The organism is Saccharospirillum sp. HFRX-2 (assembly GCF_043196805.1).
GTDB lineage: Bacteria > Pseudomonadota > Gammaproteobacteria > Pseudomonadales > Natronospirillaceae > Saccharospirillum.
Genome location: NZ_JBEBMU010000003.1, coordinates 57701 through 83556 on the forward strand (window position 1 = coordinate 57701; position 25856 = coordinate 83556).

Consider the following 25856-nt stretch of genomic DNA (forward strand, 5'->3'; position numbering starts at 1 on the left):
AACGTCATGGACAAGATGCAATTCGATAAGCACACCTCCACTCAGTTCAACGCCGAACTGGAAGAGGCGCGCAAAAACCTGATGCAGATGGGCGGCCTGGTTGAACAGCAGGTCGAAGACGCCATCAAAGCGCTGATGGACATGGACACCGCTCTGGCGCAGCGTGTCATTGAGACCGATCAGACGGTCAACAGCATGGAAATCGACATCGACGAAGAGTGCACCCGCATTCTGGCGCGACGTCATCCGGCGGCTTCTGACCTGCGTTTCGTTATCGCCGTCACCAAGGCGGTTAACGACCTGGAACGCATCGGCGACGAAGCCTCCAAGGTCGCACGTCATACGCTGGAACTGGCCGATACCGGCTCTGGTCCTCAGGGTTACGTGGAACTGCGCCATATCGGCGAACAGGTGCGCCAGATGGTGCAGCATTCACTCGACGCCTTCGCGCGACTCGACGCCGACAGCGCCCTGAGCGTGCTGCATCAGGACAAAGCCGTCGATCTGGAATACGGCACCGCGATCCGCTCGCTGATCACCACCATGATGGAAGACCCGCGCTCCATCAGTCGCGCCCTGAACGTCATGTGGTCACTGCGCTCCATGGAACGCATCGGCGACCACGCCCGCAACGTGGCTGAATCGGTGATCTTCCTGGTGCAAGGTAAGGACGTCCGCCACAAAGCCCTGGAGCAGGTTGCTGCCCAGGTCAAGAAGGGCTGATATCTGCAGCTGAGCCGGGCAACCGGCTCAGGCTGAAAAACCGTTGGGAATCAACTGCTTGTTGTGCAATGGATGTTGACGGCCCGACTGCAAATCACTATATTACGCAGCCGTTGCCGGCATAGCTCAGTTGGTAGAGCAACTGACTTGTAATCAGTAGGTCCCGAGTTCGACTCTTGGTGCCGGCACCACTTCTTCCCAAAACCCGCCTTGTGCGGGTTTTGTCGTTTCTGGCCTTCGCTTTCCTCTCGCTCAAGTCGCGAACGCTGTCATGCCGGTGTTTTTATCCTTGTGGTAGAGTCATCGGCTGTTGTGTTGTTGGACAGTGTTGTCTGACTGAATTCTTTGGCTGATGGAGCAATTCATGTCTGTTCTGACCGACCTGCTGGCGTATCTGTCCGGCTTGATCCGCCCGCATCTGACCTTTGTCGCGGCGGCTCTGGTCGCCACCTTGCTGGTGATCTATGGTAATAACCTTAATCGCGCCGTCTGGAGCATGATACGGGGCGCGCACTTCATCATTCGGACTCTGGTGTTTGTAGCCCTATGTGCATTTGGATACGGTGCCTTGACCGTCTTTTTGATTCCCTTCGTACGTCGCATTCTGCTGTCGGCCGGGCCTTACTGGCTGGCGCCGATCGTTATTATCACCTTCTTCCTGGTCGGTTGGCTCGCCGAGAAAAACAGTCGCCGCGGCTGATTCTGGCAGCGCTGCTGCTGTGCCTGGCCGGTTCTGCCAGCGCCTTTAACGAGCAGGGCCACCGGCTGGTGGTGCAGCTGGCGGAGTTGCGGCTGAACGAGGCAGCCCGTGCCGGCCTGGAAGATCTCTATGGGCCGCACTGGCGCACCGATCTGGTCAACCTGGCCAGTTGGGCGGAAGAGCATGCGCCGGCGGAGGATTTGCGCACCGTGCTGTTCGATGCCGAGGATGAAGGCTTTGAGGCTGCCAAACACTGCCCGCGCAATCGCTGTGTGGTGGGTGCCATTTTGGAAAGCCGCTTGGTGCTGATCCGCAACAGCTATGAGAAGGCGGAAAAGCGCCGCGCGCTGCAGTATCTGATTCACTTTATGACCGACCTGCACATTCCCGTAAATGCGGGTTTGGCGCGTGACCAGGCCGGGCGGCTGATTGCGCTGAAAACCAGCGAGCTGGAGCGGGTTAACCTGAACTGGGTGTGGACCCAGTCGTTGTACCGCGAGCTGGATGCACCGGTGTTTGCCACGGCGCAGCGTTATCAGCGGGAGATTACCGACGAAGAAGCGCAGCAGTGGCTGAGTTCGATGAGCGTCGTCGATTGGGCCTGGGAGACGCATCAGATTGCCATGGAGGTGGCCTATCCGCTGGCGGTGCGCGGCGAATATGATGCCGCCTATCGACGCGAGGCGTTGCCGGTATTAGAGGTGCAACTGAAAAAAGCAGCGGTGCGCTTGGCGGCGCTGTTGAATACGATTTATGGCGATGCTTAAGTGGGCAGTTGGTTGGTAAGCGTGAGCTGATGAATTAGGTGCGTGTTGCCGGACGAGTTGCAAGGGGAGGCGAGCCTCCCCTTGTCGCCGCCCAAAGGCGCCGTTCGTACCTGAACGGGTGCCATCCTGGCACAGGAGCGTCCTGCCCCTTTCCTGAAATACCAATCCCGGTATCGGTCCTGGTTCCTGCATCTGTGCGCCTTCCCGTGGCTGGGCATCCTGCCGCGAGCTTCCCGGGTGTTCATCCACAACACGATGGTTATTATATGGCCTGCCTGACGGACACTGCGGTGGTACCCGGTCGCTGATCGGAGGCGATTCAGTGGTCAGGTCCGTTGCCGGGCGCTTTGTCTGGCGCACCCATGAAAAGCGCCGGTGTAATCAACCGGCTTGCGTACGCATTTTGTAGGAAAAGTCTTACATCCCATGTCGGAAAACCAGCAAGCAGACCGCCCCGGAGGGCGCTTACATGCGTTTGGCCCCAACGCTTGGCTGAGTTGGCTTAAGGCCGGCTATTTGCCGATGCAACCGGGCGCACCGCTGGCCTATCCCTTTGCGCAGTTTGATCGCTGGCTGCAGCAGCGCCAGCAGCAGCGTCCGGTTTCCGAAGAGGCCATGGAGGCGGAGTGGCAGCGTCAGTATGAAGCGCTGCCGGAGGCGGTGCGTGGCCTGCTCAGCTTCGAGCATTTTCGCGCTCAGGGCGGTGCCATCGAGGCCGATATTCGTGCCGCTGCGCGCCGTCATCAGGATGGCGAGCAGCCGCATTATGACAACGGCTGGCAAGGCCAGGGTCGGTTGCTGCGGTTATTCGCATCGCCGGTGTGCTACGCCGGCTGGCGCGATTTGGCGGAGGGGTTCAGTGGTTTGGCGGTGGCGTTGAACAGTGCGCACAAGTCGCTGGCCAGCACTAAGGAGCGGCCGTCGTTGCTGGCGCCGGTGCGCTATGGCCAGGCGCATCGTTTTAAAGTCAGTGCGGATAATCCATTTCCGGGTTTACTTGAAGATCATGTCTCCCAGGCCGATAACCAGGAATGGCGGTTGTTGATGCCCGCTAAGACCACGCCGCAGTATCGCGACAAGCCCGCCTTGCCGATAGCCCGTGATCTGGTGCGGGCCATTTACTGGTCGGTGGCGACGCCCGAAGAGGTCGTTGAAGGCATTCGTGCACTGAAGCGCGACATGCGGTTTCGCTCGGTGGAGTTGGGTTGTATCACGCCGGATGCTCACCGCTGGCAACTGCAAATTGATCCCGACTAGTGGTAGACAGGCTGGCCTTGAACTAGCCTGAACCACTATCATCGACATTTATTGGCGGCTTGGCCCGCTCTTTCAGGAAAGGAAGGAATGCTGCAGACACTACATTTTCTGGTGGCCGATGACGCTGGCTTTATTCGGGATCTGGTGAAGCGCGCTCTGCGCAGTCAATTTACCCAGTGTCAGATCGATGAGGCCGTCAACGGCAGCAAGGCTCAGGCGCTCTTGGTCAAGAAACGCTACGATCTGGTGTTGTGTGACTGGGAAATGCCGGAGTTGTCCGGCCTGGAACTGCTGCAATGGCTGCGTAATCGCGAGCAGGTCGAAGCTGAAGATAAAACGCCCTTTATCATGGTGACCAGTCGTGGCGATAAAGACCACGTGGTGAAAGCCGTGGAAGCGGGCGTTAACGATTACATCGGCAAACCGTTCAGTAACGAACAGCTGCTGCGCAAAATTTTCAAAGCCCTGTCGGTCAATCACCGAGACCTGATTCGCGCCATTCTCAAAGGCCGTTCGGCCATGAATCAGACTAAATCCAGTGACGATTCAGCCAGCTTGTTGACGGGTGGCAAGCCGGCAGAGCAGGCATCGGCGGCCAGTTTGCTGACTGCCGGCTCGCCCAGCAGCAAGCTGGTGGCCTCGGCCAACAACAATAATGCCCCGCCGATTCCTCAGAACCGCAAGAAGATGAACTGGCAGGTGTCGTTGCGCTCTAATCAATCGATCTGGGCGGGTCTGTTGCGGGACATCAATCTGAACGAAGTGGCGGTGCAGATCGCCTTTGAGGATACCTACCCGCCGGTGTTGCACGAGCAGGTGGTGGTCGATATCCAGGCCCCCGAACAAGAAGGTGTGGTGGCGCGGGTTAATGGTTTTGTTACTGGACTTGCGTTGCAGGAACCCAGTCAGGATTGCCGACGCGCCCGCGTCAGCGTCAAGTTTGTCGATGAGGACGAAGATAAGATGGCGGTGTTAAGCCGTCTTGTCGGAGCGTTCCGCAGCCGCTAACACCCGCTCGGCCGGGAAACAGCAGGTAAACACCGAACCGCGCCCCGGCACGCTGGCAATGTCCAGTCGTGCCTGGTGGTGCTGCAGGATGTGTTTGACGATGGCCAGACCCAGACCGGTGCCGCCACGGGCGCTGGAACGGCCCGGATCGACCCGGTAGAAGCGTTCGGTCAGGCGTGGAATATGGCGTGGGTCGATGCCGATGCCCTGGTCGTGAACGGCGATAAAACCACCCGCCGCCGAGGCTTTCCATTTCAGTTCGATATCGCTGCCGTCCGGGCTGTAATTGACGGCGTTATAAACCAGATTGCTGATCGCCGAGTGCAATTCTGAGGCATCGCCCTGTAAGGCGGCGTCGCTGTCCAGCTGCACGCTGATGCGATGGCCGCGATCGTTCGACAGCTCGCGCGCATCGGCGGCAATTTTCTCCAGCAATTCACCCACATTCACGCTTTGCCGCACCGAATGCTGTACTTCGGCGTCAAGCCGCGTCAGTACCAGCAGATCGTTCACCAGATTATCCATGCGCTGAGTCTGGGCTTCCATATTGGTCAGACCCTTGCTCAGCGCCGGTGGCAGATCGCCACCGAAGGTGAGGATGGATTCCAGATAACCTTTGAGCACCGTCAGCGGAGTTTTCAGTTCGTGGCTGGCGTTGGCAACGAAGTCCTGGCGCATTTGCTCGAGTTGCTTGATGCGCGTGGTGTCGCGGATCAACAGCAGGCGTTCGCCCTTGCCGTAGATGGTCATGGAAACATCGATGTAGCGATCCGGAAAGGCCGGGTTTTCCAGCTGCACCGTCTCGCTCATTTCACCCTTGTTGTAGAAGCGCACAAAGGTCGGATCGCGCAGCAGGTTGGTGAGTAACTGGCCCTGGTCCTGAGGCTTCAGGCTGAGCAGCGCTTCGGCCGCCGGGTTCCACCATTCCAGCGCACCTTGACGATCCAGCTGGATAACGCCGTCGCGTAGCGCCTGGGTGGAGGTCTGAATGCGGCTGATGACGTTTTGCAGGTGCCGCACTTGCTGACGATGATCGCGCTGCACGCTGTAGAAGTGATCGAATACCATGCCCCAGAGGCCACCGGCGTCGGGTGGTTCGGAGCGTGCGCCATTGCGCAGCCATTGGATCAAGCGGCCTTGCTGAAACAACTGCCACAGCAGGCAGCCAAGGGACGCCACCAACAACGCCCGAAGCGGATAACCCAAGAGGAAGCCGACCGTGGCGACGGCGGCGAAGAAGAGCAGCAGATTGCGGTAATAAGGCCGACGGATATCTCGGATCATGAAGCCGATTGTGCCGAAACTTTGGTGGAGAAGCGATATCCCGTGCCGCGCACCGTCTGCACCAGCGCCTCGTGCGGCGAGCCCAGGGCTTTACGCAGGCGGCGAATATGAACGTCCACGGTGCGTTCGTCGACATAGACATTCCCACCCCAGACCTGATCGAGCAGTTGCGATCGGGTGTAGGCACGCTCTGGGTGGCTCATAAAGAATTGCAGCAGGCGGAATTCGGTCGGGCCCATGCTCAACTCGCCGCTGGCGTCGTAAACGCGGTGGCTGGCTGGATCGAGTGTCAGACCCTGAATTTCGATGGGTTCATCAACCCCGGCCGGTGTAGCGCGACGCAACACGGCTTTCAGACGAGCGACCAGTTCACGCGGTGAAAACGGCTTGGTGATGTAGTCATCGGCACCCGCTTCCAGACCGGTGATCTTGTGATCTTCCTCGCCTTTGGCGGTGAGCATGATGATGGGGATTTCTGCGGTCAGCGGATCACGCTTCAGACGCCGTGCCAGCTCAATGCCGCTGACTTGCGGCATCATCCAGTCGAGCAGGATCAGATCCGGTTTCTGGTCGACCACCAGCGCATGGGCTTCGGTGGCATCGGCCGCTTCCAGCGTGCGGTAACCCGCCATTTCCAAAGCGGCGGCAATGACTTCACGAATGGCGGATTCGTCGTCAACAATAAGAATGCTGCGAGCGTTCATGAGTAACCCCGGCTATCACGTTCGTGACTATTAGACGCGGCTTTGATGACAGCAGTGTTACAGCTTTCATCAGATTGTCAAAAATCTGCAATGCGTCAGAGAGCGGCTGCTACAGCGGCGTACCCAAATCGATCACCGCCCCGACGAACAGCGCCATCCCGGCCCAGTGATTATTGAGAAAGGCGCGGAAGCTCGGGTCGCGTTCGCGATGGCGAATCAACCACTGCTGGAACACAAAACAACCGGCGGCTACGGCCAGACCCAGGCCCCAGAACAGCCCCAGGTCGGCGTGCAGTCCCAACAACAACCAGGCGACCCAGGTCATGATCTGCAACAGACCGACCATTAAGCGGTCGGCATCGCCGAACAGAATGGCGGTCGATTTAACGCCGATTTTCAGATCGTCATCGCGATCGACCATGGCGTAGAGGGTGTCGTAGTGCACCGTCCACAGAATATTAGCGATATAGAGCAGCCAGGTAGCGGCGGTAAAAGGCGCGTCCACGGCGGTGTAGGCCATCGGAATGGCCCAGGAAAAGGCCGCGCCCAGAAACAGTTGCGGCAGGTAGGTATGGCGCTTCATAAACGGATAAAGCGCCGCCAGAAACAGCCCGACGAAGGACATCAACACCGTGGTGCGGTTGGTCAGCAGCACCAGCGCAAAGGCGATCAGCGTTAATACCGCGAACAAGGTTAAGGCCGCGCGCTCGCTGACCAGACCCTGAGCCAGCGGCCGGGTGGCGGTGCGTTTAACGTGGCCATCGAAATGACGATCGGCGTAATCGTTAATGACACAGCCGGCGCTGCGCATGGCCACGGTGCCCAGAATAAAGATCAGCACCAGATGAATAGGGGGTAAACCGCCGGCCGCCAGCCACAAGGCGGTGAGCGTCGGCCATAACAGCAGATAGATGCCGATGGGGCGATCGAGTCGGGTCAGTTTCAGGTAATGGGGCCAAGCTGAGAGGGTCATAATGGTTCCGTTCAGACCGGTTGCTAGCAGCCCGTGTCCTACCCGGGCCAGTCGACGGCGGCCAGTGTATCCACGGGTTTGGGCATTTGCCAGTGATAACAACTGCCTTGCTTTTAGCGGCTGCTGTCAGTAGTTTCTGCGTCCAACGCACCAACCCATCCCCCGACTGCGCTCGCTGCAACAGAGGCGAAAATGAAGAAATGGCAATGTATCGTCTGCGGTTTTATCTATGATGAAGCCGAAGGCCTGCCCGATGAAGGCATTGCACCCGGAACACCCTGGGAAGAAGTTCCTGAAGATTGGTACTGCCCCGACTGTGGTGCCAGTAAGGCCGATTTCGAGATGATTGAACTGGCATGAAACCGACTTCAACGTCTGCCCCGCTGGTGGTGCTGGGCTCCGGCCTGGCGGCTTATACGCTGGTGCGGGAATGGCGCAAGCATGACAGCGACACCCCTCTGGTCATCATCACCGCCGATGACGGCGCCGGCTATTACAAGCCCAACCTTTCTAATGCACTGAGCAAACAGCAGACCGCTGATGATCTGGTGCAGATGACCGCTGAGGTCGCTGCCGAACAATTCCAGGCACAGATTCTGACGCACACCGAAGTGACGGCTATCGATACCGTGACTCGCACGCTGCAGCTCAGCCAGGGTCAGCCGCAGACCTGGGGTCGACTGGTATTGGCCGTGGGTGCTGAACCTTTGCAGCCACCACTGGAAGGCAATGCGCTGGAGCGAATCTGCCGGGTGAATGATCGTCATGACTTCGCCGCCTTCCAGCAGGCATTGGACGGCCATTCCAAGGTCACCATTATGGGCGCTGGCTTGATTGGCTGTGAATTCGCCAACGACCTGGCCAGTGCCGGTTATCAGGTAGACGTCGCCGCACCCAGCGAAAGCCTGCTGACCGGTCTGGTACCGCCGGAAATCGGTCGCGCTCTGCAAACCGAACTGGAGCAGCTCGGTGTGCGATTCCATCTGGGACCACTGGCCAGCCGGGTGGATAGCGCTGCAGACGGTGCGCTGAGTGTCAGCCTGACCAACGGCCAGCAGCTGCGCACCGAGGTGGTGTTGTCGGCGGTGGGCCTCGCGCCCCGTATCCGCCTGGCGCGCGAAGCTGGCCTGGCCGTGCATAAGGGCGTGGTCGTTGACCGACTTTTACAAAGCAGTCAGGCCGATATCTACGCCTTAGGAGACTGCGCCGAAATCGATGGCCTGAACCTCATGTATATCCTGCCGTTGACCACTGCAGCGCGGGCTTTGGCGAAAACGCTGGCCGGTGAACCGACGCCAGTGAGCTGGCCGGCGATGCCGATTACGGTAAAAACTCCGGCCTGTCCTGTGATCGCCTACCCACCAAGAGGCGATGGGGCATGGCAAATCGAGGGCAGTGGCGCTAATCTAGCGGCCGTGTATCGCCGCGGGGATGATGTACTGGGCTTTGCCCTGTGCGGCGAACGTATCAAAGAACGTAACACCTGGTTGAAGACAGTCCCGCCGCTGTTGGCAACCTAAAAACCGTAACGTATGCTGAAAGATGCATCGTGTACCACGATAAAAACAGAAGGAAATACTTATGCGTAAACCTGAACTGGCCGCTGCAATTGCAGAGAAAGCAGACATCTCTAAAGAGAAGGCCAACGATGTTTTGAATGCCATGTTGGATCAGATCACCAACACCGTTGCCAAAAAAGAATCTGTGACTCTGGTCGGTTTCGGCACTTTTGAAGCTCGTGCCCGCGCCGCTCGTACCGGTAAGAACCCTCAAACAGGTCAAACCATTCAGATCCCAGCCAGCAACACTGTTGCCTTTAAGCCTGGCAAGGCTCTGAAAGACGCTGTCAACTGAGTTTGATGGTTAGCGGTGCCGCCCAGCGGCATTGTTAGGAAACGGGGCCTGTCTGGCCCCGTTTGCGTTTCTAGCGTTTTATTTCCCGCCTAAGCATTCTCATCTAAAACAACCCGCCTAGACGCTGTCCATCTAAACATAACCCAGCGGCAGGTCGGTTTTATCGACCACCCGACGCAGTACAAAGCTGGAATGCACGCCGGTCACGCCCGGAATCCGGGTGATGCGGTTAAGCAGCAGTTCCTGAAAGGTATCCATATCCGGCACCACCGCCTTAAGCATGTAGTCGGCGTCGTGACCGGTAATCAGATAACACTCCTGAATTTCCGGGCAGGCTTCGATCTGGCTTTGGAACTCGGCGAAACGCTCGGGAATGTGGCGGTCCATGCTGATCAGGATGATGGCCGTCAGCGATAGTCCCAGCGCCTTGCGTTCCAGCAAGGTGACTCTTTTTAAAATGATGCCTGCCTCTTCCAGTGCCCGAACCCGGCGCAAACAGGGCGAGGGCGACAGCCCGACACGCTCGGCCAGTTCCTGGTTGGTCAGCCCACCATCGGCCTGCAGGCATTCCAGAATGCGGCGGTCTATCTTGTCGATCTTGACCAGTTTTTCATTCATCGTGAAATTAAATGTCCAATATTTATTAGTTAGCGACATATTATGTCGATATTGAGCGAATAAACAGCAAATTCGCAAACACCTTGCGAAGGCGCCGGCCTATACTGTGTCACGTTGCTCAACCGGTCTGCCGTCTACCCACGCTGGCCGAGACCCGGTCCAGCCCACAAGGCCAGACCATGCAGTCGGACCGACCCGGACCGCTGCCGAGCTGGCCGGTTCCGACCGATCGTCGCGAGCCGGTCCATCATGTTGAGCTGCATTGACCCCTTAGCTAATCTTGCACACTGAGCCCACCGGAGATCCCGGCCGGCCAGAGAAAACAGGACACCGACATGAGCTTCGACCACCGCAAGTACCGTCCCTTCGCCCCTATCCGCAAGACTGATCGCCGCTGGCCTGACCAGGTTATCGAGCAGGCGCCGCAGTGGTGTGCGGTTGATCTACGCGACGGTAACCAGGCGCTGGTCAAGCCGATGAACCTGACCCAGAAACAGCAGCTGTTTGATCTGCTGGTCGATCTGGGCTTCAAGCAGATCGAGATCGGCTTCCCGGCCGCAAGCCAGCCGGATTTCGACTTCTGCCGTAAATTGATTGAAGAAGACCGCATTCCCGATGACGTCAACATTCAGGTGTTGACCCAGGCGCGGCCGGAATTGATTGCGCGCACCTATGAAGCGCTTAAAGGCGCACCGCGCGCCATCGTGCACGTCTACAACTCCACCTCGACGGTGCAGCGCGAGCAGGTGTTCGAACAGGACCGCGATGGCATCAAAGCCATCGCCGTTGAAGGCGCCAAAGAAGTACAGCGCCTGGCTGCGCAATTCCCGGATACCGACTGGACCTTCCAGTACTCACCGGAAAGTTTTACCGGCACTGAGCTGGATTACGCCGTCGAAGTGATCGACGCGGTAACTGATGTTTGGCGCCCCCAGGATGGTCAGAAGATGATCATCAACCTGCCGGCGACGGTGGAAATGGCAACACCCAATGTGTTCGCCGATCAGATCGAATGGGTCTGCGACCACATCCAACAGCGCGAACACATCATTGTCAGCCTGCACACGCATAACGACCGTGGCTGTGGCGTGGCGGCAGCCGAACTCGGTCTGATGGCCGGTGCCGATCGCATCGAGGGTACCTTACTCGGCAACGGCGAGCGCACCGGCAATATGGATTTGGTGACCATGGCGATGAACCTCTACTCCCAGGGCATCGACCCGAAAGTGGATTTGTCGGACATGGCGCGCATCATTCGCACCGTTGAATACTGCACCGAAATCGAAACCCATCCGCGTCATCCTTACGCGGGTGAGTTGGTGTTCACCGCCTTCTCCGGCAGCCACCAGGACGCCATTCGCAAGTGCCTGAACAAGCGCAGCGAAGGCGATATCTGGCAGGTGGCTTACTTGCCGATCGACCCGTCCGATCTGGGTCGTCGTTACGAAGAAGTGGTGCGCATCAACAGCCAGTCCGGCAAAGGCGGCGTCGCCTACGTGCTGGAGCGCGATTACGGTATTTCGCTGCCGCGCTGGTTGCAGATCGATTTCGCCAAGGTCGTGCAGCGTGATGCTGAAGTGACCGGCGATGAAGTCGATTCGCAGCGCGTGCACAGCCTGTTCGATTCGCAATACCTGGCCATTCCCGATGGTTGGCGTTTGCACACCTACGACCTGCATCGCACCGATGCCGGCGTTGAAGCTCAGGTCAATTTCGGCGACGCCGGCAGCCCGACCCTGTTGCAGGGTTACGGTCAGGGCGCGCTGGAAGCCTTGGCGGCGGCGTTGGAGAAACAGTTCGATTTGTCGCTGAAAGTCGATGCCTACGACGAATTTGCGCTCAGCGAAGGCACCAACGCCAAAGCGCTGTGCTGCCTGAAGGTGCTGGTTAACAACACCCCGGTGACCGCCGCTGCTCTGGCGGAAGACACCTCGACCACGGCGCTGCAATCGCTGCTCACCGCCGTTGGCCGTTACCAGCGTGCTAGCAAAGCCGATGTAGCCGCCGCCGGTGCCGAAGCGCCCGCCTTGTAAAACACTCGAGCTTCGACAAGGATGTCGAGCAGTGTGGCAACTCAGGGCAAAAAGATGAGCACAACCCTCATCTATATCAACGGTTTTAACTCCGCGGTCGAAGTCGACGGCGAACTTCCCAGCGACAAAGCGCGCTATTTTTATGATCAGGCCGCAGCCAGCGGCTGGCAGTTCCAGGCGCACAACGCCTTCTATTACAGCGTCCCCGAGATGCATGACGCCTTGGCCGGCCTGGTGCAAAAACTCAATGCGGCACCGGGGCGTCCGCTGCTGATGGGCTCGTCGATGGGCGGTTTGCTGGCCTTGCTGGCGCTGGCCGAAGGCGATCGCTTTGATGCCCAGGCGGTGTTGATTAACCCGCTGCTGGTGCACGAAAGTGGCCTGCTGGAAGACAGCCTCGGTCAGCAATTAACTAACTACGTAACCGGCACTCGCCACCATGTTGATGCTGCGGTCGGCCCGGAACTGACCACCTGGCTTGAGCGAGTACCGTCGCTATTGGCGGGCTTTGGCGATCGGCTGACGGTGTTTCTGGACGAAGGGGATGAGGTGCTGACCAGCGCGGCCACCGCTGCACTGTGTGAACCCTGGTGCGAGTTGCACCAATACGCTGGTGGCAGCCATCGCTTCGAACATTGGCGCGAAGCCTGGGACAGCATTATCCAGCTTTAACCGCGCTCAGCGCACCCGCGTTTCGCGGCGATAGCCGAACCAGCCTTTGCGCACCCCAATCAAAAATGCCCGTCGGCAGCGCTCACATTTAACGGTGTGAGCACCGACGCTACGCGCCGGATAATCACCCGAAAACGGTGCGCTGCAAAACGGGCAGCGCAGATTCAAGCGTCGATTGGCGCCGTCGCCTGGCGCGCTTCCAGGTAGGTAATGCGCGTTAGGCCCTGCTCGAAATCGCGCATCAGACGGCTTTGCTGCTCGCTATCGAGTGTCGACGCATCAAGCTGGCGCTGATAAGCCGAGCGCAGCAATTCCGGATTGAAATCGACCGAGCGCAACACCGCTTCAATCGAATCGCCTTTGCGCTGGTTCTCCAGGCGCACCGCATCGCCGCCGTCGAGGTAAACATCGACGCTGTCGGTATCGCCAAAGAGGTTGTGTAAATCGCCGAGAATTTCCTGATAGGCGCCGACCATAAAAAAGCCCAACCAGGGTTTTTCGTCGGCCTGCCAGGCGGGCAGCGGCAGCGTGGTTTCGATGCCTTCGCCGTCGACATAGCCATCGATGCGGCCGTCCGAGTCGCAGGTGATGTCCTGAATAACACCGCGCTCGGTCGGTTCACGATCCAGGCCAGTTAATGGCAGCACCGGGAAAATCTGATCGATACCCCAGATGTCCGGCACCGACTGAAACACCGAAAAGTTCACGAACAGTTTTGTCGCCAGCTTTTCGTTCAGGTCATCGAGAATAACTCGATGGCTGCTCTTGGCTGCGTTCAGTCGCGTGCGCAATTTCAGGTTCAGGCTGCGCGCCAGCTCTTCGGCCTGAGCGCGACCGGCCAGGTTCAACTGGCCAAGGTTATAGGCCTGGTGGCATTCGCTGAGAAAATAACCGGCATCGTGATACAGCTCCGGCAATGAACGTTTGCGATTGTCGAGATCCTGATGGCAGGACCAGAGCTCGTGCAGCGCCGGCACCGCCTCGGCGTCCGGCGCCTGCAATTCGCTGCTTTCGGCGCGTTCTTCTTCGATCACGTCGGTGATCAGCACCGCATGGTGAGCGGTCACCGCGCGGCCGGATTCACTGAACACATCCGGATGCGGCTGATCGGCCATTTCCGCCGCCTGACGGAAGGCATAGATGACGTTGTTGGCGTATTCGGCCGTGCTGTAATTCATAGAGCAACTGGAGCGCGAACGCGTGCCTTCGTAATCGACACCCAGGCCGCCACCAACATCCACCGCACTGATCGGCGCACCGAGTTCGCGCAGTTCCACATAAAATCGCGCGCACTCGCGCAGCCCGACCTGAATATCGCGGATGTTGGCAATCTGTGAACCGAGATGGAAATGCAGCAACTGGAAGGCGTCGAGCAGGTCCGCGGCTTTTAAGGTTTCGACCACGTTCAGCACTTCGGATGCCGTTAAACCGAACTTCGATTTCTCGCCACCGGTGTTCTGCCAGTTGCCTTTGCCGATCGACGACAGCCGCGCTCTTACGCCAATGCGTGGCTGCACTTCGAGCTCGCGTGCGATCTGCACAATCCAGTCGACTTCGCTGGCTTTTTCGACCACCAGATAGACCCGGTGACCGAGTTTCTCCGCCTGTAACGCCAGACGGATAAATTCTTTGTCTTTATAGCCGTTGCACACCAAGGTGGTTTCGCCTTTGTAGGCTTCGGCCATCACCGCCAAAAGTTCCGGTTTGGATCCGGCTTCCAGGCCAATGCGGCCGCCACAGACGCGCTGTTGGCCGGCGATGATTTCTTCCACCACACGACGCTGCTGATTCACCTTGATCGGATACAGTGGTTGATAACGCCCCTGGTATTTTTCCGACACGATGGCCTGATCGAACGCCTCAACAATACGCGCTACCCGATCGTGAAGGATGTGCGGAAAGCGCACCAGCAACGGCAATTGCAGTCCCTGACTGCGCGCCGCCTCGACGATGCGCGTCAGGCGGATGTCACCGGAATCGTGGCGCACCGTGACCCGGCCATCTTCGGCAATGCCGAAATAACCTTCTGACCAGCGATCGACGTTGTAGCGTTCCAAAGCGTCATTGACGGACCAATTCATGAGCGAACGAACTCCCGCAATAAGGGAAAAAGGATGAATGTTAGCGGATTGTAGTGCTTTGTAGTTGCGCCGCAATTGGCGATAATGCGTGGCTCACTTTTTCAGCGGTGTCAGTCGGCGATATGGCCGGGCTGAAGCCGACATTCATAATAAAATCGACTTAAAGAGAGCCTCACCATGAACAAGAGCGTTATCAGTACCGACCAGGCCCCGGCGGCGATTGGTCCCTACTCGCAAGCCATCAAAATGGGCGACACCGTTTATCTGTCCGGCCAGATTCCGCTGGTACCGGAGACCATGACGCTGGTCGATGGCGACATCTCCGCTCAGGTGCATCAGGTGTTCCGTAATCTGCGCGCGGTTTGTGAAGCGGCCGGCGGCAGTTTGCAGGATATCGTCAAGCTCAACATCTACCTGACCGACCTCGGCCACTTCGCCACCGTCAACGACATCATGACCGAGTATTTCGTGCAGCCCTACCCGGCGCGCGCGGCTATCGGCGTGGCCGAACTGCCCAAGGGCGCGAATGTGGAAATGGATGGAGTCTTGGGACTGGCTTAAGCCAGCCCGGCAGGGAAGCGTGACGATTAAGCGCGGCCGGCTTTTTTACGCGCCTTCAGGGCCGCGCGCGCATCTTTGTAGCCTTGCCAGTGAACTTGCAAGGCCGCCAGAGCACTGAGCAGCTTATGGGCGCCGCGGCGGCGAGTGAGAATTTTAGGCAGAGGCTTAGCCATTGTCTGAATGTCCTGATTTGCAATCGCCCGGCTGGGCCGGTTTTGATAAACTAGAGCGTCATTTAACGATCCCGGCCCAGCATGCGTCAAGCCAAAGCACCTCGTCCCCGAAAAACCCGCCAACGCGATTCACGCGTAACCGATCGCTTCCATTATCGCGATTTCCTAGCCCCGCGTTATTGGGGACCCTGGCTGTTTATCGGTTTTATGCACTGCATCGGCCGGCTCAGCGAGCGCGGCCGGGTACGAGTAGCGCGCTGGTTAACGCCGATCCTGATGGCGGCGGCGCGCAGTCGTCGTCATGTCGCCGATCGTAACCTGAAAGTGTGTTTTCCCGATTTGAGCGAGGCCGAGCACCGCGAGCTGCTTAAGCGCAGCTTCTTCTCCTACATTCTCGGCATGTTGGAAACCGCGCGATCCTGGGTGAAACCCATGGAGCCAATGCGCGATAAAGTCCGCTGGGAAGGTCTCGAACATCTCGATGCCGCTCAGCAGCAGGGCAAAGGCGTGTTGTTAGTGGGTGGTCACTTCACCATTCTCGATATGGCCGGTGCTTTGTTTGGTCTGATTCGCGAATACGATCTGATCTACCGCAAGCACGACAACGAACTGCTCAACTACTTTATGACCCGTTCGCGCGAACGCTGGTGTTCACGCAGCATCGCCCGGCGTGATATGCGTGGCTTGATCCGCTCGCTGCGCGAAGGCCGCATCGTCTGGTACGCACCGGATCAGGATTACGGTCGTAAGGCCTCCACCTTCGTGCCGTTTTTCAACATCCCCACCGCGACCGTGACCATGACCACCAAGCTCGCCAAATCGAGTGGTGCGGCGGTGGTGCCGGTGTTTTTCTATCGCGATGAAGATCCGTGCCGTTATGTGGCGCGCTTTGAACCTGCCTTGCCGATCCCCAGCGACGATGAAGACGCCGACGCCCGGGTATTCAACCAATGGTTGGAAGCCAAGGTGCGCGAACAACCTGAGCAGTATTTGTGGTTGCACAAGCGCTTTAAGACCCGCCCGGAAGGCGAACCGTCGGTCTATTGATCGGCGGTCATCCGACACGCTGACAACGTCGTATTGCATAAACCTGCCCAGATCGGAAATTGCCCATGTTCAGTAACGAAGCCCTGGCCGTCCAGGAAGCCTTGATCGCTCGCGGATTGGAAACCCCCATGGTGCCCAACGACCTCAATCGTGATCAGAAAGTGGCCCGCATTGAGAGCTTGATGGCGGAAGTGGCAGGCACGCTCGGATTGGATCTGGCCGATGACAGCCTGGTGGAAACGCCATTGCGCATCGCCAAGATGTACGTCGACGAAATTTTCTCCGGCTTGGATTACCAGCACTTTCCCAAGATCACCCAGATCGATAATAAAATGAACGTCAACGAAATGGTGCGGGTGCGCGACATCGAAGTGCTGTCGACCTGCGAGCACCACTTCATCACCATCGATGGCCTGGCGACGGTGGCGTACTTGCCGAAAGAAAAAGTGATCGGTCTGTCGAAGATCAATCGCATTGTGCGTTTCTTCGCGCAACGACCGCAGGTTCAGGAACGACTGACCCAGCAGATTCTGGTGGCGCTGCAGACCTTGCTCGGCACCGAGGACGTAGCGGTACAGATCGACGCCACGCATTACTGCGTCAAAGCACGCGGTGTTCGCGACGGCCAGTCGCGTACGGAAACGCGTGCTTTGGGTGGGGTGTTTTTGCAGGACGCGGCACGTAGAGCAGAGTTTTTAAGCGCCTGAGAGGCGCTTTGGGAGACGCTGGACGGAAGCGGTGTGCCGCCCAGACGTGAGGCGCGGGTTTGTCGGGCGCCGGCGGCGCCCGTGCAGTAATTAGCGTCTCCCGTCTGGGCGGCATACCGCTCCCGTTTAGCTTAGAGCAGGCGCCGCCAGGCGCCTCAATGCAACTTCAACCTCGGCCGAATCGCATGATTCAGCCGGTCAATCAACGCCAGCATCAGCGTTCGTGTCACACCGTGCAGCGCCATCTGATGTTGGCGATAGAGGCTGATATAAACCAGCCGCGCCAGGCGTCCTTCAATCATCATCGAACCACGCGTCAGGTTGCCCATCAAGGAACCGACGGTACTGAATCGGCTCAGGCTGATCAGTGAACCGTGGTCTTTGTAGTGGTAATCCACTAATGCCTTGCCGGCTTTTTGGCGTTTAAGGTTTTTCAGAATATGGCTCGCCATCTGGTGTGCTGACTGAGCGCGCGGTGGCACCCAACTGCCATCGCTTTGCGGGCAGGCGCAGCAGTCGCCCAGCGCCCAGATGCGTTCGTCGCGGGTGGTCTGCAAGGTCTGGTTGACCATCAGTTGGTTGTTGCGCGCGCTTTCCAACCCGGCCAGATCCTTCAGGAAATTCGGTGCGCGAACACCGGCGGCCCACACCATAATATCGCCGTCGATCATCTCGCCTTCGTCGGTTTCCAGCGCGCCGTCGTGACCACGCACCACCTTGGTGTTATGACGCACCTTAACGCCCAGCTTACTCAGCTCCTTGATCACCGAGCCGGCAATGCGATCCGGCAACGCCGGCAGAATGCGCGGGCCGGCTTCCAGCAGACTGACCTGCAAATGTTCCGGGCCGATGTGGTCCAGATCGTAGTCCTGCAACACCGTGGCGGAGTTGTACAGCTCCGCCGACAGCTCAACACCGGTGGCGCCGCCGCCGACAATGACCAGTTTCAGTTGTGCATCCTGACCTGCAGCACGGGCGCGATCCTGGCGTAAAAAGGCGTTAAGCAGATGGCGATGAAACCGTTCGGCCTGGCCGGGGGCATCGAGCATCAGGCAATGGTCGGCGATGCCGGGAATGCCGAAATCGTTGGTGACGCTGCCGAGCGCGAAGATCAGTTGATCGTAGCGCACGCGGCGTTCGTCGAGCACGGTCTGGCCTTCTTCATCGACCAGCGGCGCCAGTATCACTTCGCGTCGCTCTCTATCCAGGCTGTAAACGCTGCCGAGGGTAAAGTGAAAACCGTGGCGACGCGCATGGCCACGGTAGTTGACCTCATCGACGCCCGCATCGAGCGAACCGGCGGCCACTTCGTGTAGCAGCGGTTTCCACAGGTGAGTGTTGTTGCGGTCGATCAGGGTGACGCGGGCCTTGCCTTTGCGTCCCCACAGGCGCCCCAGTCGCGTGGCCAGTTCCAGCCCGCCGGCGCCACCGCCGATGATGACAATCTGTTCGATGTCGTTGCTCATGGTTAGATCCCAAAGTTTAGAAAGAAATCGGTGGCTGGCTGCTCGACCGCGTCAGGCGGTGTCTTCGGATACGAAGCCAGCGGTGTTCGGATGCAAGCGCACTGCTGTGGCGTAGGCTAACGGCCATTGCCAGCAATCATCAAAAGGACACTCTAACAAGACTGCCGCCAAGGCACGCAAACTACCAGCGTGGGCAATGATTAAATCGTCCTTACCCAGGCGGATGGTATTGGCCCAGTCGGCCACACGCCGGTACAGATCGCGGCCGCTTTCACCGCCGGGGATCACAAATTCCAGAGGTTGCTGCGCCCAGCGGTCGAGCCCGGCGCGATCAATGGCATCCCAGGCCTTGCCTTCCCAGTCGCCAAAATTCAGTTCCCGTAAGGCGGGTATTAACTCAGCCTTTTCGTCCAAAGCCAGCGCCAGTTGCGCACAGCGTGGCGATGGGCTGGTGAACAGCCGTTGCCAGGGCGCGAGCTTTAGCTTTAACCGAGCCGCCGTTTGCGCCGGTGTTGCCAACAAGATGGGGTCGCTGTGGCCATAACAGAAGCCGGTCTCAAGCGGCGCACCGTGACGCACGAATTGCGGGCTGTTAAACACCGCTGGCCACCCAGACCAGCAGCAACAGCAACTCCTGTAATTGCTGGGCCGCACCCAGGCAATCGCCGGTATAACCATCGAGGCGGCGGCGGAACCAGCCGACCAGAACAGCGCGCAATAACACCGCCAACAGCACTGCCCAGAGCAGCGTCTGCCAAGGCAGCATCACAATAATGAGCAGCGGTAAGGCTGCAACCAGACTGGCGGTAACACCAAAGCGCGTCGCCAAAGGTTTGCTTTTGCTAGTGGCATCGGCGCGCGCGTAGTCGAGTGTCCACAAGGTCGAAATCGCCCAGAAACGACTCCAGCCGTGCACTAAAGGCAGCAGCCAGAAAGCGCTCAGCGGCGCATCACTTAAGACGTAGAACAGAGCTATGCCGCGCAAGCCAAGAGTGATCACCAGCGCCGCTGCACCATAAGTGCCGAGGCGGCTGTCTTTCATAATGCTCAGGGCGGCGTCTTTGCTAAAGCCGCCACCGAGGCCATCGAATACATCGGCCAAGCCGTCTTCGTGAAAAGCGCCGGTCAACAACAGGCTGGCACCGAGCATTAAACCGACCGCGAGTGCGAGGGGTAAAACTGACTGCAGGCCATGAAAGATAAGTGCCAGCATGGCGCCGACGATCACTCCGATCCAACTGAAATAGCGACTGCCCTGGTTTAGGTGGTCGTCGTTAAAGGCGACTTTCGGCGGCGCGGGCAGCCGGGTGAAAAACACCCAGGCGTTAAAGAAGGCGTGATATTGGCGAGTCAGCGCAGCGATCATTCGGCGTCGCTCCGGCTGACACCGGCGCTGTCGAAACTGGCCATACCGCTGAGCATGGCAACCGCCGACTGAATCAAAGGCCAGGCCAGTACCGCGCCAGTGCCTTCGCCCAAGCGCAGGTCCAGTTGCAGCAGTGGTTTTGCGCCGAGCGCTTTGAGCAATTCGCGGTGACCACTTTCATCGGAGCAGTGGCTGAATAAGGCGTAATCGACAATGGCCGGCTGATCTTTCCACACCGTCGCTAAGCTCGCCGTCGCCAAAAATCCATCGACTATAAAGGCATGGCCGGCTTCGGCGGTGGCAGCCATTGCACCGGCCATCATCGCCAATTCCAGGCCGCCGAGATGCTGCATAATTGCCGCACCATTCGTTAGCTGTGAGCTGTGCAGGCGTAACGCAGCCTCAATAACGTCCGCCTTATGTTGTTGCATCGGCTTCGAAGCTCCGGTGCCAGCGCCCACGCAATCTGCTGCATCGCGATGGCAACAGGCGGCCATCAAAGCCGCCGCCGCCGTGGTATTGCCGATGCCCATTTCGCCGAAGCTGAGCACATCGGCGCCAGCTTCGAGTGACTGTCGCGCTAGTTCAGCGCCGGTGCTGATCGCCTGTTCAAACTGCGCCGGTGACATGGCCGGTTGTTGAGTAAAATCGGCGCTGCCGTTGCTAACGCGCGCCTGAATTAAATCGGCATGATCGTCCAGCGGCTCGCCATTCAAACCAGCATCGACCACCTTTAACGGCACCGCATGCTGCCGGCAGAATTGATTAATGGCCGCACCGCCGGCGAGAAAATTCTGCACCATCTGCCGCGTTACGCTGCTTGGATAGGGACTGACGCCCTGAGCACAAACGCCGTGATCGGCAGCGAATACCCAATGATGCAAAGCGCCCAGCTGTGGCGTTGTCGTGTGTTGGATGCGGGCAATTTGTGTGGCAATGCTTTCCAACTGCCCCAGCGAGCCGGGCGGTTTGGTCAGATTGTCGAGCCGTTGCTGAATGGCCTCATCGAGATCGGTCGGCAGGGCGTTGATGGCAAAGGAGTAGGGCATATCAGGGCGCTTTTAAGGTTTGCGGCAGGCCGGCGACCACCCAGGTCACTTCGTCGGCCAGTTCGGCAATGGCCTGATGCAACCAGCCGGCTTCGTCGACAAACCTCCGGCTCAGCTCGCCCAGCGGCACGATGCCCTGACCGACTTCATTGCTGACCAGCAGCCAGTGGCCCTGGCTGCCTGGCAGCGCATCGAGAAAAGCCTGGCGCTGAGCGGGCCAGTGATCGGGATCTTCGGTCAGCCAGTTGCTGAGCCAGAGCGTCAGACAGTCGACCAGAATGGTGTTACCACTGCGGTCAAATTCGGCCACGGCAGCCGCCAGATCAAGCGGGATTTCATGGCTTTGAAAGCGGGCGTTGCGCCCGGCTTGATGATGTTCAATACGCGCCTGCATTTCGGCGTCGCCGGCACGGGCGGTGGCAAAATAATACAAATCACCGGCGCTTTGCAGCGCACGACTTTCAGCAAAGCGGGATTTTCCGGAGCGGGCACCACCGAGGATCAGATGTACCGCCATAGAGGATCCCGCTCCTGATTAGTTGCCGACTCAGCTCACCACATCCGCCAGATTACCCTTGGATTCCAGCCAGGTTTTGCGATCGCCGGAGCGTTTTTTCGCCAGCATCATATCCATGACTTCGCGGGTCGCTTCGCTGTCTTCGGCTTCGATGCGCAGTTGCACCAGCCGGCGGGTGTTCGGGTCCATGGTGGTTTCGCGCAGTTGGATAGGGTTCATCTCTCCCAAGCCTTTAAAGCGGGTGACCTGCGGCTTGCCTTTTTTCTTCTCCGCCTTGATGCGATCGAGAATGCCGTCGCGTTCGGAATCGTCCAGGGCGTAGAAGGTTTCCTTGCCGACGTCGACACGATACAGCGGCGGCATGGCTACGTGCACGTGGCCGTTATCGACCAGGGTGCGGAAGTGTTTGACGAAAAGAGCGCATAACAAGGTCGCGATGTGCAAACCGTCGGAGTCGGCATCGGCGAGAATACAGACCTTGCCATAGCGCAAACCTTCGATGTTGTCGGTGTCTGGATCAACGCCCAGAGCAACGGCGATATCGTGCACCTCCTGGCTGGCCAACAGTTCATTGCTGTCGACTTCCCAGGTGTTCAGAATTTTACCGCGCAGCGGCATGATCGCCTGGAAGGTTCGGTCGCGCGCCTGTTTGGCGGAGCCGCCGGCCGAGTCACCTTCCACCAGAAACAACTCTGAGCGAGCGCTTTCCACACCGGAACAGTCGGCCAGTTTGCCGGGCAGTGCCGGACCTTGAGTGACTTTTTTGCGCGCTACTTTCTTGGCTTGTTTAAGGCGCGACTGGGCATTGTTGATGGCCAGTTCAGCAATCTGATCGGCGAGATCGGTGTGTTGGTTCAGCCACAGTGCGAAGGCGTCTTTGACGATACCGGCAATAAAAGCCGAAGCCTGGCGTGATGACAGCCGCTCTTTGGTCTGGCCGGAAAACTGCGGATCGCGCAGCTTGTACGACAGCACATAATGGCATTTATCCCAGACGTCTTCCGGGCTCAGTTTGACGCCACGTGGCAGCAAGCCGCGGTAGTCGCAGAAATCGCGCAACGCATCAAGCAGACCCTGGCGCAAGCCATTAACGTGGGTGCCGCCCAAGGCGGTGGGAATCAGGTTGACGTAGCTTTCCTGCACACCTTCGCCGCCATCGGGCAGCCATTGCACCGCCCAGTCGACCGCTTCCTCTTCGCTACTGTACGAACCGACAAAGGGTTCGGCGGGCAGCGGGTCGTAAACGGCCGTGGCCGAATGCAGGTAATCGCGCAGGCCATCTTCGTAGAACCAGTGATCGGTTTCGTCTTTTTCTTCGTTATAGAAAGTGATGCTCAGCCCAGGGCAGAGTACCGCCTTGGCGCGCAGCACATGGCGCAGTCGGCTGACCAGAAATTTGCCACTGTCGAAATATTTGGGATCGGGCAGGAAACGCACCGTGGTACCGGTTTCGCGCTTCGGGCAGGTGCCGATTTCTTCCAGGTCGGAGGCTTTTTCGCCGTCGGCAAAACCCATGCGGTAGATCTTGCCATTGCGTTTGACGGCCACTTCCAGCAGCTGCGACAAGGCGTTGACCACCGACACCCCGACGCCGTGCAAGCCGCCAGAGAACTGATAGTTTTTGCCGGAGAATTTACCGCCAGCGTGCAGTCGGGTGAGGATCAGTTCGATGCCCGGTACGCCGTGTTCAGGGTGAATGTCGACTGGCATGCCGCGGCCGTTATCGGCCACCGAGAGGGAGTTATCTTTGTAGAGCACCACCTCGATGCTGTTGGCATAGCCGCCGATGGCTTCGTCGACTGAGTTATCGATGACTTCCTGGGCCAGGTGGTTGGGGCGGCTGGTATCGGTGTACATGCCCGGGCGCTTACGCACCGGGTCGAGACCACTGAGTACCTCGATGGCATCGGCCGAATAACTGCTCTGACTCATGTTGTGGTTTGCCTCGTACAAAAACGGGTTCGGCGCTGGGCCGGGTTGAATAGGTTCAAGGATACTGCCCCGACGCCGCCGGCGTCGAGTTTCGACTGAAATTTCAGGGAGTTAGGGAGCCTCTGAACAACTCTCCAAGGCTTTGGGGTGGTTGTTCAGAGGCTCCTAGATGTACTTAATAGCCCTGGCTGCCGAAGTCGATCTCGAAATCGACATCTTCCACGCGGGACAAGCCGGTGTCGATCTTGCCATCGGCGTGCAACTGTAGCCAGCGGTAGCCTGGGCCGGCGGTATCGACACCGAAATCTGCCGATTGCGGCGTGAACTGCACGCAGGTCGAGGGTGTCGACAGGTAGCGAATGTCGTCAAAGATCCGGTCACTGGCCTGATGCACATGGCCCCAGAGCAGACAGCGAACGTTGTTGTGACGGCTTAAAATGGCCTGCAGTGCATCCGGGTTATCGATGCCGATCTTGTCCATCCACACGCTGCCCATGGAGCAAGGATGATGATGGAAGGTGACCAGGGCGTGTTTGTTTGAATGTTGGGTGAGCAGTTGGTCGAGCAGTGCCAGTTGGTCGTCGGCCAGGTGACCGTAGACTTTTCCGGGCACGGTGGAGTCGAGCAGGATGACCACCCAGTTGTCGAATTCGTAGCACGGCCGGCCAATGGACTCGTGGCCTTCGAGCGCCGCTTTCATGTTGTCGCGCTTGTCGTGATTGCCCGCTGTCCAACGCAGCGGTGCATTCAGCGGTTGCAGTAGTTGGATAAAGCGACGATAGGCATCGACCGAACCATCCTGAGCGATGTCGCCGGTGGCCAGCAGCAGATCGATGTGATTCTGTTCTGCCTGGATGCGTTCAAGGATGTGATCCAGGCTTTTTTGGGTGTTCATGCCCAGCAGAGTGCCATCCTGGCTGGCGTGCAAATGAGGGTCGGTGATCTGCACGATATTCAGAGTTTGGTGAGTCAAAATCAAAGCCTGAAGTCCGTTTGTAGAGCGTTATTTGTACACCAAAGTAGCGCTAAAAGCGACCTTGTGGCGGCGTTTAAACGACTATTACAACGATTATGATTTTTTGTGGCGTCGTCTTGTCACTGAGCTGTCCAGGCCGGTTCAGCAATGCCGTGGCGTAATAAATGCGCCAGCCATTCACCCAGATACAGATTGGCCTGGGCTTTTTCGTCAATCTGATACATCCGCTCATTGGGGTAGGGGTAGACGCCTGATAATTGACGACCGTTATCCCAGCTGACCACTTCGGCCATGCGGGCATCATGGTACATGCGGATGGTCAGTTGCATATCCTGAATCGGTGCGGGTAAGGCCGGGTTGGACTTGGTCAGAATCAGCGTGGAGGTGAATTTGAAGCGCTCGATAATGGCCACTTCCATCTGCACCGGTGCTGCGCTGCTGCCGTACCAGTGAAAGCGATATTGGGGTTGATCGAGATCGCCCAACAGTTTTTCCAGACGCAGAAAATTCGCCTCGCTAAGGGCATTCTGTTCCGGCAGGTCGGGTACGTAGCGTTTTGGCATAAGCCCCTTATTGACTCCAGTGTTGGCGCAGCCAGTCGACATTCAGTTGTAACCACTGCAAGGCAATCAGCGCAGCGGCGTTATTGATGGTGCCGTCCTGGCAGGCGGCAAAGGCTTGAGTGAAAGGCACGCGCAGCACGCGGATATCTTCACCTTCCTCATCCAGGCCGTGCACGCCTTTGGCTGCGTTGGCATCGGCTTCGGCTATATAAAGATAGACGCTTTCGTTGCTGCCGCCGGGTGAAGGCAGATAGTGCGAAATGGGGTGCAGACGGCCGAGTTCAACACCGGCTTCTTCAATGGCTTCGCGGCGCGCCACTTCTTCGGGTGACTCATCCTTGTCGATCAAACCCGCCACCACTTCCAGCAACCAGGGGTTGGGCGTCTTGATGGCACCGACGCGGAATTGTTCGATCAACACCACCTCATCCAGCGACAGATCGACCAGCAACACACAGACGGCATCCAGGCGGTCCATCATTTCGCGCGTGATGCGTTGCTCACCGCCATTGAAACGCTGGTGGCTGATGGTCAGGCGATCCATCTGATAAAAGCCTCGATAGAGTGCTTCGCGCTGGTCGATGCGAAACTGAAAATCGTCGGTATCGCGTTTCATGCGGTCCTCAAAGGTTGCTGCGAGCGGATGTTAACTGTGCTGGTGCCGTCAGGGTCGGCCAGTATGACACAGTGCCTGGTAGTGGATAAGGCGGGATATTCGGTTGCCCACAATATAAAGCAGGGCGTGACTTTTGGGGCTGTTTTGCCTTGACTGGCATCGCCACAATGTCGACCTATTGGCGTAAAGTCGGGCGCATGGGCTGCGAA

General features: G+C 58.4%; 28 protein-coding genes and 1 tRNA gene. 14 read left to right on the forward strand and 15 right to left on the reverse strand.

Annotation, left to right across the window (positions count from 1 at the left end):
* Positions 1-6 precede the first annotated feature (6 nt).
* The 6 genes from phoU to ABMA60_RS08635 all read left to right on the forward strand — a co-directional run bounded on the left by phoU (position 7) and on the right by ABMA60_RS08635 (position 4455).
* The gene (gene phoU / locus ABMA60_RS08610; RefSeq protein WP_392801569.1) at positions 7-723 is read left to right on the forward strand and encodes a phosphate signaling complex protein PhoU; all 717 of its coding nucleotides are present in this window, start codon (positions 7-9) and stop codon (positions 721-723) included.
* A gap of 115 nt (positions 724-838) precedes the next feature.
* Positions 839-914, forward strand: a tRNA-Thr gene (locus ABMA60_RS08615).
* Positions 915-1087: 173 nt separating this feature from the next.
* Positions 1088-1423, forward strand: coding sequence for a DUF3392 domain-containing protein (locus tag ABMA60_RS08620; protein WP_392801572.1), 336 nt, complete (start codon positions 1088-1090; stop codon positions 1421-1423).
* Positions 1390-2190, forward strand: a complete 801-nt coding sequence (locus ABMA60_RS08625; RefSeq protein WP_392801575.1) for a S1/P1 nuclease — start codon at positions 1390-1392, stop codon at positions 2188-2190. Before ABMA60_RS08620 ends, ABMA60_RS08625 begins: the two co-directional genes overlap by 34 nt.
* Before the next feature lie 426 nt (positions 2191-2616).
* Positions 2617-3447, forward strand: a complete 831-nt coding sequence (locus ABMA60_RS08630; RefSeq protein WP_392801577.1) for a hypothetical protein — start codon at positions 2617-2619, stop codon at positions 3445-3447.
* Between the two features lie 87 nt (positions 3448-3534).
* Complete coding sequence (locus ABMA60_RS08635) at positions 3535-4455, forward strand: response regulator (RefSeq protein ID WP_392801580.1); 921 nt, start codon at positions 3535-3537, stop codon at positions 4453-4455.
* On the opposite strand, the gene phoR is transcribed toward ABMA60_RS08635, so the two are convergent.
* The 3 genes from phoR to ubiA all read right to left on the reverse strand — a co-directional run bounded on the left by phoR (position 4420) and on the right by ubiA (position 7416).
* A complete protein-coding gene (gene phoR / locus ABMA60_RS08640) occupies positions 4420-5739 on the reverse strand; it encodes a phosphate regulon sensor histidine kinase PhoR (protein WP_392801582.1) in 1320 nt (439 codons plus the stop codon). The two genes, ABMA60_RS08635 and phoR, sit on opposite strands and share 36 nt — an antisense overlap.
* Positions 5736-6443 carry a phosphate regulon transcriptional regulator PhoB gene (gene phoB, locus ABMA60_RS08645; protein WP_392801585.1) on the reverse strand — a complete coding sequence of 236 codons (708 nt, stop codon included), beginning with the start codon at positions 6441-6443 and terminating at the stop codon, positions 5736-5738. Before phoB ends, phoR begins: the two co-directional genes overlap by 4 nt.
* A gap of 109 nt (positions 6444-6552) precedes the next feature.
* Positions 6553-7416: a 4-hydroxybenzoate octaprenyltransferase gene (gene ubiA / locus ABMA60_RS08650; RefSeq protein WP_392801588.1), complete on the reverse strand. Its 864-nt coding sequence runs from the start codon at positions 7414-7416 to the stop codon at positions 6553-6555.
* A 192-nt stretch (positions 7417-7608) separates the two neighbouring features.
* Between ubiA and ABMA60_RS08655 the strand changes: the two genes are divergently transcribed.
* The 3 genes from ABMA60_RS08655 (at position 7609) to ABMA60_RS08665 (ending at position 9270) form a co-directional block, all read left to right on the forward strand.
* Complete coding sequence (locus ABMA60_RS08655; protein WP_392801591.1) at positions 7609-7776, forward strand: rubredoxin; 168 nt, start codon at positions 7609-7611, stop codon at positions 7774-7776.
* Positions 7773-8936 carry an FAD-dependent oxidoreductase gene (locus tag ABMA60_RS08660; RefSeq protein ID WP_392801594.1) on the forward strand — a complete coding sequence of 388 codons (1164 nt, stop codon included), beginning with the start codon at positions 7773-7775 and terminating at the stop codon, positions 8934-8936. The genes ABMA60_RS08655 and ABMA60_RS08660 overlap by 4 nt, the downstream gene beginning before the upstream one ends.
* Positions 8937-8997: 61 nt before the next feature.
* Complete coding sequence (locus tag ABMA60_RS08665) at positions 8998-9270, forward strand: HU family DNA-binding protein (protein WP_108126709.1); 273 nt, start codon at positions 8998-9000, stop codon at positions 9268-9270.
* Positions 9271-9402: 132 nt separating this feature from the next.
* On the opposite strand, the gene ABMA60_RS08670 is transcribed toward ABMA60_RS08665, so the two are convergent.
* A complete protein-coding gene (locus ABMA60_RS08670; RefSeq protein WP_392801598.1) occupies positions 9403-9888 on the reverse strand; it encodes an Lrp/AsnC family transcriptional regulator in 486 nt (161 codons plus the stop codon).
* A 335-nt stretch (positions 9889-10223) separates the two neighbouring features.
* On the opposite strand from ABMA60_RS08670, the gene leuA reads away from it, so the two are divergent.
* Both leuA and ABMA60_RS08680 read left to right on the forward strand, forming a co-directional pair.
* On the forward strand, positions 10224-11921 hold the full coding sequence (leuA, locus tag ABMA60_RS08675) for a 2-isopropylmalate synthase (protein ID WP_392801602.1): 1698 nt from the start codon (positions 10224-10226) through the stop codon (positions 11919-11921).
* A 54-nt stretch (positions 11922-11975) separates the two neighbouring features.
* The gene (locus tag ABMA60_RS08680) at positions 11976-12593 is read left to right on the forward strand and encodes a YqiA/YcfP family alpha/beta fold hydrolase (protein WP_392801605.1); all 618 of its coding nucleotides are present in this window, start codon (positions 11976-11978) and stop codon (positions 12591-12593) included.
* Positions 12594-12757: 164 nt separating this feature from the next.
* Here ABMA60_RS08680 and speA read toward each other — a convergent pair whose 3' ends face one another.
* Entirely contained in the window at positions 12758-14674 is a 1917-nt protein-coding gene (gene speA, locus ABMA60_RS08685) for a biosynthetic arginine decarboxylase (RefSeq protein ID WP_392801608.1), read from the reverse strand.
* Between the two features lie 177 nt (positions 14675-14851).
* Here speA and ABMA60_RS08690 point away from each other — a divergent pair, with 177 nt between their 5' ends.
* Entirely contained in the window at positions 14852-15235 is a 384-nt protein-coding gene (locus ABMA60_RS08690; protein ID WP_392801611.1) for a RidA family protein, read from the forward strand.
* Between the two features lie 26 nt (positions 15236-15261).
* Here the strand turns inward: ABMA60_RS08690 and ABMA60_RS08695 are convergent, their stop codons facing one another.
* Positions 15262-15408, reverse strand: a complete 147-nt coding sequence (locus ABMA60_RS08695) for a hypothetical protein (protein ID WP_392801614.1) — start codon at positions 15406-15408, stop codon at positions 15262-15264.
* A gap of 81 nt (positions 15409-15489) precedes the next feature.
* Here ABMA60_RS08695 and lpxL point away from each other — a divergent pair, with 81 nt between their 5' ends.
* The gene (lpxL, locus tag ABMA60_RS08700; protein ID WP_392801616.1) at positions 15490-16455 is read left to right on the forward strand and encodes an LpxL/LpxP family Kdo(2)-lipid IV(A) lauroyl/palmitoleoyl acyltransferase; all 966 of its coding nucleotides are present in this window, start codon (positions 15490-15492) and stop codon (positions 16453-16455) included.
* A gap of 65 nt (positions 16456-16520) precedes the next feature.
* Entirely contained in the window at positions 16521-17162 is a 642-nt protein-coding gene (folE, locus tag ABMA60_RS08705; RefSeq protein WP_392801618.1) for a GTP cyclohydrolase I FolE, read from the forward strand.
* A gap of 155 nt (positions 17163-17317) precedes the next feature.
* On the opposite strand, the gene ABMA60_RS08710 is transcribed toward folE, so the two are convergent.
* From ABMA60_RS08710 to ABMA60_RS08750, 9 genes are all read right to left on the reverse strand, one after another.
* Entirely contained in the window at positions 17318-18628 is a 1311-nt protein-coding gene (locus tag ABMA60_RS08710) for an NAD(P)/FAD-dependent oxidoreductase (protein WP_392801621.1), read from the reverse strand.
* Between the two features lie 51 nt (positions 18629-18679).
* The gene (locus ABMA60_RS08715) at positions 18680-19228 is read right to left on the reverse strand and encodes a histidine phosphatase family protein (RefSeq protein ID WP_392801623.1); all 549 of its coding nucleotides are present in this window, start codon (positions 19226-19228) and stop codon (positions 18680-18682) included.
* On the reverse strand, positions 19221-19994 hold the full coding sequence (gene cobS / locus ABMA60_RS08720; protein ID WP_392801626.1) for an adenosylcobinamide-GDP ribazoletransferase: 774 nt from the start codon (positions 19992-19994) through the stop codon (positions 19221-19223). Before cobS ends, ABMA60_RS08715 begins: the two co-directional genes overlap by 8 nt.
* Positions 19991-21043 (reverse strand): nicotinate-nucleotide--dimethylbenzimidazole phosphoribosyltransferase, encoded by a 1053-nt coding sequence (gene cobT / locus ABMA60_RS08725; protein ID WP_392801628.1) that lies wholly within the window; start codon positions 21041-21043, stop codon positions 19991-19993. Before cobT ends, cobS begins: the two co-directional genes overlap by 4 nt.
* 1 nt (position 21044) lies before the next feature.
* A complete protein-coding gene (cobU, locus tag ABMA60_RS08730) occupies positions 21045-21560 on the reverse strand; it encodes a bifunctional adenosylcobinamide kinase/adenosylcobinamide-phosphate guanylyltransferase (RefSeq protein ID WP_392801631.1) in 516 nt (171 codons plus the stop codon).
* 30 nt (positions 21561-21590) lie between these two features.
* Positions 21591-23492 carry a DNA topoisomerase IV subunit B gene (parE, locus tag ABMA60_RS08735; protein ID WP_392801633.1) on the reverse strand — a complete coding sequence of 634 codons (1902 nt, stop codon included), beginning with the start codon at positions 23490-23492 and terminating at the stop codon, positions 21591-21593.
* Between the two features lie 175 nt (positions 23493-23667).
* On the reverse strand, positions 23668-24465 hold the full coding sequence (cpdA, locus tag ABMA60_RS08740; RefSeq protein WP_392801635.1) for a 3',5'-cyclic-AMP phosphodiesterase: 798 nt from the start codon (positions 24463-24465) through the stop codon (positions 23668-23670).
* Positions 24466-24587: 122 nt separating this feature from the next.
* The gene (locus tag ABMA60_RS08745) at positions 24588-25031 is read right to left on the reverse strand and encodes a DUF1249 domain-containing protein (protein ID WP_392801637.1); all 444 of its coding nucleotides are present in this window, start codon (positions 25029-25031) and stop codon (positions 24588-24590) included.
* Between the two features lie 7 nt (positions 25032-25038).
* A complete protein-coding gene (locus tag ABMA60_RS08750; protein WP_392801640.1) occupies positions 25039-25647 on the reverse strand; it encodes an NUDIX domain-containing protein in 609 nt (202 codons plus the stop codon).
* Between the last annotated feature and the right edge of the window lie 209 nt (positions 25648-25856).

Bases quoted from the DNA above. Each gene is read 5' to 3' on its own strand.
- phoB (WP_392801585.1), bottom strand. From the start codon at position 6,443: ATGAACGCTCGCAGCATTCTTATTGTTGACGACGAATCCGCCATTCGT.
- ABMA60_RS08655 (WP_392801591.1), top strand. From the start codon at position 7,609: ATGAAGAAATGGCAATGTATCGTCTGCGGTTTTATCTATGATGAAGCC.
- ABMA60_RS08635 (WP_392801580.1), top strand. From the start codon at position 3,535: ATGCTGCAGACACTACATTTTCTGGTGGCCGATGACGCTGGCTTTATT.
- ABMA60_RS08660 (WP_392801594.1), top strand. From the start codon at position 7,773: ATGAAACCGACTTCAACGTCTGCCCCGCTGGTGGTGCTGGGCTCCGGC.
- cobU (WP_392801631.1), bottom strand. From the start codon at position 21,560: ATGGCGGTACATCTGATCCTCGGTGGTGCCCGCTCCGGAAAATCCCGC.
- ABMA60_RS08745 (WP_392801637.1), bottom strand. From the start codon at position 25,031: ATGCCAAAACGCTACGTACCCGACCTGCCGGAACAGAATGCCCTTAGC.
- lpxL (WP_392801616.1), top strand. From the start codon at position 15,490: ATGCGTCAAGCCAAAGCACCTCGTCCCCGAAAAACCCGCCAACGCGAT.
- ABMA60_RS08630 (WP_392801577.1), top strand. From the start codon at position 2,617: ATGTCGGAAAACCAGCAAGCAGACCGCCCCGGAGGGCGCTTACATGCG.
- leuA (WP_392801602.1), top strand. From the start codon at position 10,224: ATGAGCTTCGACCACCGCAAGTACCGTCCCTTCGCCCCTATCCGCAAG.
- phoR (WP_392801582.1), bottom strand. From the start codon at position 5,739: ATGATCCGAGATATCCGTCGGCCTTATTACCGCAATCTGCTGCTCTTC.
- ABMA60_RS08620 (WP_392801572.1), top strand. From the start codon at position 1,088: ATGTCTGTTCTGACCGACCTGCTGGCGTATCTGTCCGGCTTGATCCGC.
- phoU (WP_392801569.1), top strand. From the start codon at position 7: ATGGACAAGATGCAATTCGATAAGCACACCTCCACTCAGTTCAACGCC.
- ABMA60_RS08710 (WP_392801621.1), bottom strand. From the start codon at position 18,628: ATGAGCAACGACATCGAACAGATTGTCATCATCGGCGGTGGCGCCGGC.
- ABMA60_RS08670 (WP_392801598.1), bottom strand. From the start codon at position 9,888: ATGAATGAAAAACTGGTCAAGATCGACAAGATAGACCGCCGCATTCTG.
- ABMA60_RS08665 (WP_108126709.1), top strand. From the start codon at position 8,998: ATGCGTAAACCTGAACTGGCCGCTGCAATTGCAGAGAAAGCAGACATC.
- folE (WP_392801618.1), top strand. From the start codon at position 16,521: ATGTTCAGTAACGAAGCCCTGGCCGTCCAGGAAGCCTTGATCGCTCGC.
- ABMA60_RS08695 (WP_392801614.1), bottom strand. From the start codon at position 15,408: ATGGCTAAGCCTCTGCCTAAAATTCTCACTCGCCGCCGCGGCGCCCAT.
- ABMA60_RS08750 (WP_392801640.1), bottom strand. From the start codon at position 25,647: ATGAAACGCGATACCGACGATTTTCAGTTTCGCATCGACCAGCGCGAA.
- cobS (WP_392801626.1), bottom strand. From the start codon at position 19,994: ATGATCGCTGCGCTGACTCGCCAATATCACGCCTTCTTTAACGCCTGG.
- speA (WP_392801608.1), bottom strand. From the start codon at position 14,674: ATGAATTGGTCCGTCAATGACGCTTTGGAACGCTACAACGTCGATCGC.
- ubiA (WP_392801588.1), bottom strand. From the start codon at position 7,416: ATGACCCTCTCAGCTTGGCCCCATTACCTGAAACTGACCCGACTCGAT.
- cobT (WP_392801628.1), bottom strand. From the start codon at position 21,043: ATGCCCTACTCCTTTGCCATCAACGCCCTGCCGACCGATCTCGATGAG.
- ABMA60_RS08690 (WP_392801611.1), top strand. From the start codon at position 14,852: ATGAACAAGAGCGTTATCAGTACCGACCAGGCCCCGGCGGCGATTGGT.
- ABMA60_RS08680 (WP_392801605.1), top strand. From the start codon at position 11,976: ATGAGCACAACCCTCATCTATATCAACGGTTTTAACTCCGCGGTCGAA.
- parE (WP_392801633.1), bottom strand. From the start codon at position 23,492: ATGAGTCAGAGCAGTTATTCGGCCGATGCCATCGAGGTACTCAGTGGT.